At 54.5% G+C, this 11,993-nt stretch carries 14 protein-coding genes; 9 read left to right on the top strand and 5 right to left on the bottom strand.

Features of this window, described 5'->3' with window-relative positions:
- Nucleotides 1-21 precede the first annotated feature (21 nt).
- The 4 genes from murJ to rimJ all read right to left on the bottom strand — a co-directional run bounded on the left by murJ (nucleotide 22) and on the right by rimJ (nucleotide 3,857).
- Nucleotides 22-1,557, bottom strand: a complete 1,536-nt coding sequence (gene murJ, locus N5C09_RS08085) for a murein biosynthesis integral membrane protein MurJ (protein ID WP_063449079.1) — start codon at nucleotides 1,555-1,557, stop codon at nucleotides 22-24.
- A gap of 129 nt (nucleotides 1,558-1,686) precedes the next feature.
- Nucleotides 1,687-2,610, bottom strand: coding sequence for a Gfo/Idh/MocA family oxidoreductase (locus N5C09_RS08090; protein ID WP_279748815.1), 924 nt, complete (start codon nucleotides 2,608-2,610; stop codon nucleotides 1,687-1,689).
- A gap of 2 nt (nucleotides 2,611-2,612) precedes the next feature.
- Entirely contained in the window at nucleotides 2,613-3,263 is a 651-nt protein-coding gene (locus N5C09_RS08095) for a YceH family protein (RefSeq protein ID WP_193032938.1), read from the bottom strand.
- Between the two features lie 9 nt (nucleotides 3,264-3,272).
- A complete protein-coding gene (rimJ, locus tag N5C09_RS08100; RefSeq protein WP_003858007.1) occupies nucleotides 3,273-3,857 on the bottom strand; it encodes a ribosomal protein S5-alanine N-acetyltransferase in 585 nt (194 codons plus the stop codon).
- A 236-nt stretch (nucleotides 3,858-4,093) separates the two neighbouring features.
- Here rimJ and mdtH point away from each other — a divergent pair, with 236 nt between their 5' ends.
- From mdtH to N5C09_RS08145, 9 genes are all read left to right on the top strand, one after another.
- Nucleotides 4,094-5,302, top strand: a complete 1,209-nt coding sequence (gene mdtH, locus N5C09_RS08105; RefSeq protein WP_279748816.1) for a multidrug efflux MFS transporter MdtH — start codon at nucleotides 4,094-4,096, stop codon at nucleotides 5,300-5,302.
- A gap of 121 nt (nucleotides 5,303-5,423) precedes the next feature.
- On the top strand, nucleotides 5,424-5,984 hold the full coding sequence (locus tag N5C09_RS08110) for a lipoprotein (RefSeq protein WP_063866351.1): 561 nt from the start codon (nucleotides 5,424-5,426) through the stop codon (nucleotides 5,982-5,984).
- Between the two features lie 128 nt (nucleotides 5,985-6,112).
- On the top strand, nucleotides 6,113-7,159 hold the full coding sequence (pyrC, locus tag N5C09_RS08115) for a dihydroorotase (protein WP_279748817.1): 1,047 nt from the start codon (nucleotides 6,113-6,115) through the stop codon (nucleotides 7,157-7,159).
- Nucleotides 7,160-7,233: 74 nt separating this feature from the next.
- Entirely contained in the window at nucleotides 7,234-7,479 is a 246-nt protein-coding gene (dinI, locus tag N5C09_RS08120) for a DNA damage-inducible protein I (RefSeq protein ID WP_279748819.1), read from the top strand.
- A 274-nt stretch (nucleotides 7,480-7,753) separates the two neighbouring features.
- Nucleotides 7,754-8,008, top strand: coding sequence for a biofilm formation regulator BssS (bssS, locus tag N5C09_RS08125; RefSeq protein WP_015570838.1), 255 nt, complete (start codon nucleotides 7,754-7,756; stop codon nucleotides 8,006-8,008).
- Between the two features lie 112 nt (nucleotides 8,009-8,120).
- Nucleotides 8,121-9,239, top strand: coding sequence for an N-methyl-L-tryptophan oxidase (solA, locus tag N5C09_RS08130; protein ID WP_279748820.1), 1,119 nt, complete (start codon nucleotides 8,121-8,123; stop codon nucleotides 9,237-9,239).
- Nucleotides 9,240-9,289: 50 nt separating this feature from the next.
- Complete coding sequence (locus N5C09_RS08135) at nucleotides 9,290-9,403, top strand: YceO family protein (RefSeq protein WP_063449457.1); 114 nt, start codon at nucleotides 9,290-9,292, stop codon at nucleotides 9,401-9,403.
- A gap of 226 nt (nucleotides 9,404-9,629) precedes the next feature.
- Entirely contained in the window at nucleotides 9,630-10,196 is a 567-nt protein-coding gene (locus N5C09_RS08140) for a cytochrome b (RefSeq protein ID WP_107535103.1), read from the top strand.
- A gap of 1 nt (nucleotide 10,197) precedes the next feature.
- Complete coding sequence (locus N5C09_RS08145; RefSeq protein ID WP_279748821.1) at nucleotides 10,198-10,776, top strand: YceI family protein; 579 nt, start codon at nucleotides 10,198-10,200, stop codon at nucleotides 10,774-10,776.
- 39 nt (nucleotides 10,777-10,815) lie between these two features.
- On the opposite strand, the gene N5C09_RS08150 is transcribed toward N5C09_RS08145, so the two are convergent.
- The gene (locus tag N5C09_RS08150) at nucleotides 10,816-11,865 is read right to left on the bottom strand and encodes a rhodanese-related sulfurtransferase (RefSeq protein ID WP_279748823.1); all 1,050 of its coding nucleotides are present in this window, start codon (nucleotides 11,863-11,865) and stop codon (nucleotides 10,816-10,818) included.
- Nucleotides 11,866-11,993 lie beyond the last annotated feature (128 nt).

An 11,993-nucleotide genomic window follows, 5' to 3' on the forward strand; every position in this document is an offset into this window, starting at 1 on the left:
TGGTGACTCCCCTTTTGGCGTTTATACCGTGCGGCGGGTGAACTCTTTCACCTTGAAGCCAAGCACCGCCAGCGTGGCAAAATATGCCACTACGCCCACGGCCACCACGGCCATCAGACGCATCAGGCGATAAGGCATGGTGCCCTGCGCCCAGTCAGGCATCACGTACAGCATGCCAACCAGCGCTGCCGCCATCACCAGTACCGCGATCACCAGGCGCAGCAGGAAGCTTGCCCAGCCCGGCTGCGGGGTGAAGATATCCTGCTTACGCAGCTGCCAGTACAGCAGCCCGGCGTTGAGACAGGCCGCCAGACCAATCGACAGTGACAGACCCGCGTGTTTCAGCGGACCAATAAACGCCAGGTTCATCAGCTGAGTCATGATCAGCGTCACAATGGCAATCTTAACCGGCGTTTTGATGTCCTGACGTGAATAGAAGCCGGGCGCAAGCACCTTCACGACAATCAGCCCCATCAGCCCCACCGAATAGGCCACAAGCGCACGCTGCGTCATGGCGGCATCAAAGGCGGTGAATTTTCCATACTGGAACAGCGACACCGTCAGCGGTTTCGCCAGGATCCCCAGCGCCACCGCGCTGGGTAACGCCAGCAGGAAACAGAGACGCAGGCCCCAGTCCATCAGGCGGCAATATTCATCATGATTGCCGCTGGCAAAACTTTTCGACAGCGACGGCAGCAGAATAGTCCCCAGCGCCACGCCCAGCACCCCGGACGGAAACTCCATCAGGCGGTCGGCGTAGTACATCCAGGACACCGAGCCCGACACCAGGAAGGAGGCAAAGATGGTATTGATGATGAGCGAGATCTGGCTGACGGAGACGCCGAGGATCGCCGGTCCCATCTGTTTGATAACGCGCATTGCCCCCGCGTCTTTGAAATTGATGCGCGGCAGAACCAGCATGCCGATCTTTTTCAGATGCGGAAGCTGGTAGGCAAGCTGAAGTACGCCGCCGACGGTCACGGCCCAGGCCAGCGCCAGCACCGGCGGGTTAAAATGCGGCGCGGCGAACAGCGCAAAGCCAATCATGCTGACGTTGAGGAACGTGGGGGCAAAAGCCGGAACGGAGAAGCGGTTCCAGGTATTCAGGATGGCACCCACCAGCGACGCCAGTGAAATCAGCAGGATATAGGGGAAGGTAATACGCAGCAGCTGCGTCGTCAGGGCAAACTTATCCGCCGTGTCGGCAAAGCCCGGCGCCGTTACCATGATCACCCAGGGCGCTGCCAGCATCCCAAGAACGGTGACGATCGCCAGCGCCAGGGTCAGTAAACCGGAAACGTAGGCCACAAAAACACGGGTGGCATCTTCGCCCTGCTTGCTTTTATATTCCGCGAGGATCGGGACAAATGCCTGTGAAAAGGCCCCTTCGGCAAAAATACGGCGCAGCAGGTTCGGCAGCTTAAACGCGACGAAAAAGGCGTCCGTTGCCATCCCTGCGCCAAAAACCCTTGCCACAATGGCATCGCGCGCAAAGCCAAGCACGCGGGAAAACATGGTCATCGAGCTGACGGCCGCCAGCGATTTTAATAAGTTCATTAACGTGAAGTTCCACAACCCTACGGATTTGTAGGCCGGGTAAGCGTTAGCGCCACCCGGCAAAGCCAACAAGCGGCGCTTAGTCTAACCGGATTTTAAGGAATTACTATCGGCAGATGTTACAGCGGGTTATTCCGACATCGCGTCGCGCCAGAGTCGTTCCACAATGCGTTGCGCCAGAATTGCCTGCTCGCCGGACGTTTCAGGCACCGTCTGATTTTGCACGCAGGTGATGAAGTGACGCGCGCAGCCCACAAAGCCGCGCTGCTCCAGCGTGCTCTGCCAGCCGGGAACGGGTAACGCGACCACGCCGTTGCCCTTCTCTTCCCGCCACTCACGCATATCGGTGACGTCATACAGCGCCCCATCCGTAACGGCCTGCATGGACTCGCGCTGGCTGCCCGCCCGGCGGTGCATGCTGGTCGTCACCTGCACATGTTCAACGGCAAAATGATGCTCGGCGTAGACCATCTCGCCCTGCTCGTTAGTCAGCAGCGTGCCGCTTTGCAGGCGTGCATTTCCGTTACTCAGCCACAGCGCCGTATCCACAACGTGAAGATAATCATCCAGCAGCGTGAAGCGCAGATCGTTCGGCCCCACGCTGTCGGTACGGTGCTTATCCATGCGCAGAGAGGCAAACGAGCCGGACTGAGCCTTGAGCTGCTGATAGAGCGGGGCGAAACGGCGGTTGAAACCGACCATCAGCATCAGCTTTTTACGCGCAGCCAGCTCAATCAGACGTTCAGCATCCTGCACATTTTCCGCCAGCGGCTTATCCACGCAGACGTGAACGCCCGCGTTCAGCAGCTCGCTCACCACCTGGTAGTGTGTTGCCGTAGAGGTATGCACAAATACCGCATCACATTCACGGGCTAAATCCTGTAGCGAACCGGCATAAGGGATGCGCCAGGTTTCGCAGATGCGCTCTGCTTTTTCACGGGTAGGCGACCACGCCCCTTGCAGCGTCCAGTCTGATGCTGCGCCTAAAACGGGCAGCCAGGCTTTTTGCGCAATCCCGCCCAGGCCTACAACGCCAATGCGTAATGTTGTCACGTTTAATCTCCCAGGTGTGCGAGTAAAGCATCCAGACGCTGCTTCAGCCCGGCAACCTCTTCTTCCAGGGCTGCCACGCGCGCGGTCAGGCTGTCGTTTGACGCTGGCGCGTCGGAGTCAGCGGCCAGCGCAGAGGTATCCACGTCGCCGCTGAACAGGTGCATATAGCGGCTTTCGCGCTTGCCCGGCTCGCGGGGCAAGCGCACCACGTAAGGACCGTCCTCACGTGAAGCCAGCCCCTCCAGCGTCTGTTCAACGTCCTGCATATCACGAAATTCATGCATGCGAGAGGCGCGCGTACGCAGTTCCCCCGGCGTCTGCGCCCCGCGCAGCAGCAGCGTGGTGATAACAGCCACTTCCGCAGCGCTGAGTTTTAAATCGCCAAATTCAGAATTACAAAAGCGCTGTTCATATTTAGTGACGCGATTGCCGAAGCCGCTGACGGTACGCAGGTAGTGGCGTTTCACCAGCTCGTCGAGGATATCCTGCACCTCGTGTTCGCCCAGGTTCATCACCGGCTCACGGTTCGTCTTCTGGTTGCAGGCCATCGTGACGGCATTGACGGAAAGGGGATACTGTTCCGGCGTCGTGACCTGCTTTTCCAGCAGGCAGCCAATCACGCGCGCTTCGGCGCCATTTAACTGATATTTCATCTTTTCTCCTTAACGACCTGCGGTCCACTCCTGCGTGGTGAGCGCGGTGAGGACATGGTCCCGCCACTCGCCGTCAATCAGCAGGTAATCTTTGGCATAGCCCTCTTTTTCAAACCCCAGACGGGCCAGCAGATCGCCGCTGCGCTTATTGTGCGGCATATAGTTCGCCATAATGCGATGAATATGCTGCGTGCGCTGCATGTAGCGGATCGCCGCCGTCAGCGCCTCAAACATAAGCCCCTGCCCCTGCCATTTCTGGCCGATGGAGTATCCAAGGTAACAGGCGTGAAACGACCCGCGCACCACGTTTGAAAAATTGGCAATGCCCACGATCTCTTTCTCTTCCGGATCGAGAAGCGCGAAATAAAACGCGCTTCCCTGCTTGTGAAATTCCGCAATCATACTGAGGCGCGCCTGCCAGCCGGAGGGGTAACAGTGGCTCTCGTCCCGAACGGGTTCCCAGGGTTTTAAAAACTGGCGATTCTCGGCGTAATAATCCGCCAGACGCCAGGCATCACGCTCATGCACCAGACGAACGACCAGCCTGTCCGTCGTCAGACGCACTTTTGGCACATTACTGCGATAGCCAAACATCGATACCACTCCTTCCCGTCGATTCTGCTCTGCCAGTTAGCTTTACTATACCTGTGCCTGTGCCTTCTGTGAAAACAGTGACATACCATTTTGATCGCTTTTCACATTTTTCGATGAGAACTCTCTATCAAAGCACCTTTTTGATAAAAAAATATTGTCGCCAGCGGGTATGGGAAAAAGCGTGGCGGCACCGCAGAATGTTAGCGTGCTCACCTTCTGTTTTCCCTGGAGGGAAAATGTCCCGCGTATCACAGGCCAGGAGCCTGGGTAAATATTTCCTGCTCGTCGATAACATGCTGGTCGTGCTCGGCTTTTTTGTCGTTTTTCCGCTTATATCGATTCGTTTTGTCGATCAAATGGGCTGGGCGGCGTTGATGGTCGGGATCGCGCTGGGCTTACGCCAGTTTGTCCAACAGGGCCTGGGCGTGTTTGGCGGCGCCATTGCCGACCGCTTCGGCGCAAAACCGATGATTGTCACCGGCATGCTGTTACGTGCGGCGGGCTTCGCCACGATGGCCATCGCGCATGAACCCTGGCTGCTGTGGTTCTCCTGTTTCCTTTCCGGCATTGGCGGCACCCTTTTCGACCCGCCGCGTACCGCGCTGGTGGTTAAGCTGATCCGCCCGCAACACCGGGGTCGCTTCTTCTCAATTTTAATGATGCAGGACAGCGCCGGCGCGGTCGTGGGCGCCCTGCTGGGAAGCTGGCTGCTGCAATACGATTTCCGCCTGGTCTGCGCCACCGGCGCGGTGTTGTTTATTCTCTGCGCGCTGTTTAACGGTCTGTTTCTGCCTGCGTGGAAACTGTCGACAGTTAAAGCGCCAGTGCGGCAAGGGCTTGACCGCGTGCTGAGCGATAAACGCTTCGTCACGTATGTGTTAACCCTGACCGGCTACTACATGCTTGCCGTGCAGGTCATGCTGATGCTGCCGATCATGGTAAATGATATTGCCGGCACGCCGGCGGCGGTGAAATGGATGTATGCCATTGAGGCCTGCCTCTCTTTGACGCTGCTTTATCCGATTGCCCGCTGGAGCGAGCGCCGTTTCCGGCTTGAGCACCGTCTGATGGCCGGGCTGTTGCTGATGACGCTGAGCATGATGCCCATCGGTCTGGTGAGCTCACTCCAGCAGCTGTTTATGCTGATCTGCACCTTCTATATTGGCTCCATCATTGCCGAGCCAGCCCGTGAAACGCTGAGCGCGTCGCTTGCCGACGCTCGTGCCCGAGGCAGCTACATGGGGTTCAGCCGTCTTGGACTGGCGCTTGGCGGCGCACTGGGGTACACCGGCGGCGGCTGGCTGTTTGATGCCGGAAAAGCGCTCCATCAGCCGGAGCTGCCGTGGGTCATGCTCGGCATGGTCGGCTTTATGACGCTGATTGCGCTCTGGTGGCAGTTCAGCGATAAACGCAGCACGCGCGGGATGCTGGAGCCCGGCGCCTGACCTTCTGGCGGGAGGAAATTTGCCTCCCTCCACTATCAGTTTTTTCTGCTGGTTTCTGTAGGATCACCCTGACATACTGGCGTATCAGGACAGATGCGCCGATTTTATGTTGAGGAACGCCATGAAAAAGATCGTTATTGCCGCTGCGTTAGTTGTCAGTGGTCTGCTGGTGGGATGTAACCAGCTTACGCAGTACACCGTCAGTGAGCAGGAAATTAATCAGGCGCTGGAAAAACATAATAACTTTTCAAAAGATATCGGCGTACCCGGCCTTGCGGACGCGCATATCGTTCTGACGAATCTCGCCAGTCAGATTGGTCGCGAGGAGCCTAACAAAGTCACCCTTTCCGGCGATGCCAGCCTGGACATGACCTCGCTGTTCGGCAATCAGAAAGCGGACATTAAGCTGAAGCTCAAGGCGCTGCCGGTCTTTAATAAAGAGAAAGGGGCAATTTTCCTGCAAGAGATGGAAATTGTGGACGCGGTTGTGACGCCGGACAAAATGAAACCGGTGCTGCAAACGCTGATGCCTTATCTCAACCAGTCGTTGCAGAACTACTTTAACCAGCAGCCCGCCTACGTTCTGAGCGAAGACAAGAGTAAGGGCGAATCTCTGGCGAAAAAATATGCCAAAGGGATTGAGGTGAAGCCGGGTGAAATCATCATTCCTTTCACCGACTAAAGACTCCGGGCGCTCAGGCGCCCGTTTTTTTTAACGGAAGTGTGTGCAAACGAAAACGTTTCCGCTTATGATTTGTGTCCGGCAAAAACAGCCATCTTATGACTGATCTCTTTCAAGCCGGAGCTTCCATGACTGTACAATCCCAGGTTCTCAAAATCCGCCGCCCAGACGACTGGCATATCCATCTTCGTGATGGCGATATGCTGAAAACCGTCGTGCCATATACCAGCGAAATTTATGGCCGTGCGATTGTAATGCCTAACCTGGTTCCACCAGTCACCACCGTCGAGGCCGCGATCGCCTATCGCCAGCGTATCCTTGACGCCGTTCCGGCCGGGCACGATTTTACCCCGTTGATGACCTGCTACCTCACGGACTCGCTGGATCCCAATGAGGTTGAGCGCGGGTTTAACGAAGGTGTGTTCACGGCTGCGAAGCTCTACCCGGCAAACGCCACCACCAACTCCAGCCATGGGGTGACCAGCGTTGACGCCATCATGCCCGTTCTGGAGCGTATGCAAAAACTGGGGATGCCGCTGCTGGTGCACGGGGAAGTGACCCATGCTGATATTGATATTTTCGATCGCGAAGCGCGGTTTATTGAAACGGTGATGGAGCCGCTGCGCCAGCGTCTTCCGGGGCTGAAGGTGGTGTTTGAACATATCACGACCAAAGATGCCGCAGAGTACGTCCGGGATGGAAACGAACTGATTGCCGCCACCATCACCCCGCAGCACCTGATGTTTAACCGTAACCACATGCTGGTGGGCGGGGTTCGTCCACATCTGTACTGTCTGCCGATCCTTAAGCGCAATACCCACCAGCAGGCGCTGCGTGAGCTGGTGGCCAGCGGCTTCCCTCGCGCGTTTCTGGGCACGGATTCCGCCCCGCATGCCCGCCACCGGAAAGAGGCGAGCTGCGGCTGTGCAGGCTGCTTCAACGCGCCGACCGCACTCGCAAGCTACGCAACCGTGTTTGAAGAGATGAACGCGCTAGAGCATTTCGAAGCCTTCTGCTCCCTCAACGGTCCACGTTTCTACGGTCTGCCGGTCAATGACACCTTCATTGAGCTGGAGCGTAAAGAAAGCCAGGTTGAAGAGTCGATTGCGCTCACCGATGATACGCTGATCCCGTTCCTTGCCGGTGAAACCGTAAGCTGGACGGTAAAACGCTAAAAAACTGTCGCCCCCTGTTGTCAAACCGACAATATAACTGTATAAATAAACAGTATATTACACAGGGGGCATTTATGCGTATTGAAGTCACCATTGCCAAAACCACCGTCCTGCCTGCTGGCGCACTCGACGCGCTGGCGGGTGAGCTATCCCGACGTATTCACAGCACTTTTCCTGAAAACGATGGCGCCGTAACGGTACGTTATGCAACGGCAAACCATCTTTCCGTCATCGGCGGCGCGAAAGAAGACAAAGACCGCATCAACGAAATTTTGCAGGAAACCTGGGAAAGCGCCGACGACTGGTTCATCACAGATTAAAATTTGCTCCCTCATTGTGTTTTTTTGCCGGGTCGCCCCGGCTTTTTTTCGTTTCGTCTCCTGTAAGTTCAAAATATTTCAGCATCTTCTTAGAAAATCGTGAACAAGATGGTGTTTTATTGCTCGAACAATCCTAAAAAGCATAAAAATGTGTTGCTACCCGTTTATTTTTTCCTTCTGAACCCTTATTAATTGATATACTGAAATTGCTTTCAGAAAAACATGCATTGAACCTCAAAGTCGTTGTCTTCTAACACGCATTAAGGGGGTTATAATGGAAAAGAATAGTGAAGTGATCCAGACCCATCCGCTTGTTGGCTGGGATATCAGCACCGTAGACAGCTACGATGCGCTGATGCTGCGTTTGCACTACCAGACCCCAAATCAGCAAAACCGTGATGAAGCGGAAGTTGGACAGACGCTGTGGCTTACAACAGACGTCGCCCGTCAGTTTATCTCTATTTTGGAAGCAGGCATCGCAAAAATAGAATCTGGCGACTATCAGGAAAATGAGTATAAACGGCATTAATCTTATGCCCCTTCACTCAACAGGCACCCTCGCGGTGCCTTATTTATTTCGTTCTTGTATAAGCCCACATAGTTAATTACTCTGCTAACAAAGCGTTAGTAAAGAGAAGCCTATGAAATACGATTTGATCATTATCGGAAGCGGCTCCGTAGGATCTGCCGCCGGTTATTACGCCACGCAGGCGGGTCTGAATGTGCTGATGATTGACGCCCACCTTCCCCCCCATTCTGAAGGAAGCCATCACGGCGATACCCGTTTGATCCGTCACGCTTACGGTGAAGGTGAACGCTATGTACCGCTGGTGCTTCGGGCTCAGACGCTGTGGGACGAGCTGGCGGCACGCACCGAGGAGCGCATTTTTGAGCGCACCGGGGTCATTAACCTCGGGCCTTCCAACTCCACGTTTCTGGCGAACGTTGAGGAGAGCGCGAAAGCCTACCGCCTGGACGTTGAGCGTCTGGATGCGAACGGCATTATGACGCGCTGGCCGGAAATTTCTGTCCCTGAAGATTACATTGGGTTGTTTGAAGCCAACTCCGGCGTGCTGCACAGCGAAACGGCCATTAAGACCTGGATCGATCTCGCCGCCAAAGCGGGCTGCGCGCAGTTGTTCAACTGTCCGGTCACGGGCATCACCCACCATGCTGACGGTTCAACCGTCACCACGTCTGAGGGTGAATATACCGCGGCACGCCTGCTGGTCAGTGCAGGAACGTGGGTGACAAAACTGCTGCCGGACCTGCCCATCCAGCCGGTGCGCAAAGTCTTCTCGTGGTTCCAGTCTGACGGGCGTTACAGCAGCCAGAACAAATTCCCGGCGTTTACGGGCGAATTACCCAATGGCGATCAGTTCTACGGTTTCCCTTCGGAGAAAGACGCGCTTAAGATTGGCAAACACAACGGCGGGCAGGTTATTTCCTCTGCACAAGAGCGCAAGCCGTACGGAGCCTATCCGCAGGATGGTTCCGAAGCCTTCACGTTCCTGCGTAATATTCTGCCGGGCGTAGGCGGGTTGCTTTACGGCGCAGCGTGCACCTACGACAACACGCCGGATGAAGACTTCATCATCGACACGCTGCCCGGACACGACAATACCCTGATCGTAACCGGGCTCAGCGGTCACGGGTTTAAATTTGCGTCGGTGCTAGGCGAAATCGCCGCCCAGTTTGCGCAGGGGATTGCGCCTTCGTTTGATCTCACCCCCTTCGCGCTCTCGCGCTTTGACAGATAATACGTCCACAGGCTCCGAATAACCGGAGCCTGTTTAGCGAGAGGGGCATGATGCGCAGACTGGTGAATTATCTGATCAATAACATTCGCGAGCATTTCATGCTCTACATTGTGCTCTGGTCGCTGCTGGCGATCGTTGACGTCATCTATATCGTATTCTTTTGAGAATTCTCGCTGACATTTACTGACACTCCTTTAAGCTTATTTAACTTCTGTTTTTTATAAAAACTCATCTCAAATTTATTGAACGAAGCGATTGAATTACATCGCGCGAACACATTCAAATTCGCTGAAATAAATTAAATAAAAATCATTATTCTTTTTTTTCAGTTGCATTATTAATTTAACCCGTTCATTTTTAGTGCTCAGACATTTGAGAACGGAAATTCATATGCAATGGCGTAACTCCTCCAGCCGCTACGGAATAATATCCATGTGTTTACACTGGCTATTTGCGCTTGCCGTCTATGCCATGTTTGGTCTCGGCCTCTGGATGGTGACATTAAGCTATTATGACGGTTGGTATCATCAGGCTCCCGAATTGCACAAAAGCATTGGGGTTCTGCTGATGATGGGTCTGGTTATTCGCGTGATCTGGCGACATGTCTCCCCACCCCCACCTGCCCCCAGGAGCCATGGTCGTTTTACCCGCATCAGCGCTGTAGGCGCACATATCGCACTCTATGCCCTGCTGTTCGCCATTCTGATCAGCGGCTATCTCATTTCGACCGCAGACGGCAAGCCGATCAGCGTGTTTGGACTTTTTGACGTCCCTGCCACGCTGGCTGACGCCGGTTCACAGGCTGACACCGCAGGTGTGGTTCATCTGTGGCTGGCATGGAGCGTGGTGATCTTATCGGTTCTGCACGGCCTTGCGGCCCTGAAACACCACTTTATTGATAAAGACGATACGCTGAAGCGCATGCTTGGGCGTTCGTCAGTTGACTCTGGAGCATAAAATGAAAAAACGCCTGTTGGGTATCGCATTAGGTTCGCTGTTATTCACCACCGGTTCGGCTGTCGCTGCTGACTATAAAATTGATAAAGAGGGTCAGCATGCCTTCGTCAATTTCCGTATTCAGCATCTGGGTTACAGCTGGTTATATGGCACGTTCAATGATTTCGATGGCACATTCACTTTCGACGAGAAAAACCCTGCTGCCGATAAAGTGAATGTCACCATTAATACCAACAGCGTCGATACTAACCACGCCGAGCGTGATAAACATCTGCGCAGCGCTGAATTCCTGAACGTGGCGAAATTCCCGCAAGCCACCTTCGCGTCGACAGCGGTGAAGAAAGACGGTGATGAACTGAATATTACCGGTAATCTGACGCTGAACGGCGTAACAAAACCGGTAACGCTGGAAGCGAAATTAATCGGCCAGGGCGACGACCCGTGGGGCGGCAAACGCGCTGGTTTTGAAGCCGCAGGCAAAATTCATCTGAAAGATTTTAATATCACCATGGATTTAGGCCCGGCATCGCAGGACGTGGAGCTGATTATTTCGGTGGAAGGCGTTCAGCAGAAGTCATAAAAAAAGGCCCGGCAGGCTTTTGCGCCGCCGGGCATCGTTTTACTCCGGGTCCGGAATACCCAGTTTGGTATTCAGTCGACCCCGGGATTTATTAAAGATCTTATTCCCGTTCTCGCGCCCGGCACGGCGGCGTCGTTGCTCTTCTTCAGGCAGCAGACTCTCTTCACTGCACTGCTCGCTACAGCAGCCATTGTACTTCTCGGCACAGGCAGGACACTGAATAAACAGCAGATGACAACCGTCGTTTTTGCAGTTGGTATGCGTATCGCACGGCGTACCGCACTGGTGGCAGTGCGCGATCACATCCTCTGAAATTCGCTCGCCCATACGCTCGTCAAACACAAAGTTCTTACCGATAAAACGCACCGGTAAACCCTGCTCGCGGGCGCGGCGGGCATACTCAATGATCCCGCCCTCAATGTGCCAGACTTTATTAAAACCGTTGTGCTTCATCCAGGCACTGGCTTTTTCGCAGCGGATCCCCCCGGTGCAGTACATCACGATCTTTTTGTCTTTATGCTCCTGCATCATCTCTACGGCTTTCGGCAGCTGCTCGCGGAAGGTGTCGGCAGGGATCTCCATCGCATTTTCAAAGTGGCCCACTTCATATTCATAGTGGTTACGCATATCGATGAATACCGCGTCCGGATCGTCGAGCATCGCATTCACTTCAGCGGCCTTAAGGTACTCACCCACATTGCCAGCATTGAAGCTCGGATCGTCAATACCATCCGCCACAATACGCTCACGCACCTTCATGCGCAGCACCCAGAATGATTTACCGTCATCATCCAGCGCAATGTTCAGGCGCACCCCATCAAGCGCGGGATCAAACCCGTAGAGGAGATCGCGGAAGGCGCTGACCTTGCTTTCCGGCACGCTGATCTGCGCGTTGATCCCCTCTCGCGCCAGATAGACGCGACCAAACACGTTCAGGGCGGTGAAAGCCTGGTAAAGCGCATCGCGGGTCGCCTGTGGATCGTTGATGGTAAAATATTTATAGAAAGAGATCGTTGTGCGCGGTTCGGTTTCGGCCAACATGCGCGCTTTCAACATCTCATTCGAAACGCGGTTGTGTAACACTGGCATGGTGTACAAGTCCTGCAATCGTTGAGAAATAAAAATCGGTCGGCATGATATAGCAAACAAAGACAATTTACATCCACACAATTTACGCTACATTTCAGTCAATCTGATTTATCAGACTTAACACTTGC

Origin of the sequence: Enterobacter sp. GD03975, from assembly GCF_029838645.1 — a bacterium.
Taxonomy (GTDB): Bacteria; Pseudomonadota; Gammaproteobacteria; order Enterobacterales; family Enterobacteriaceae; genus Enterobacter; species Enterobacter quasihormaechei.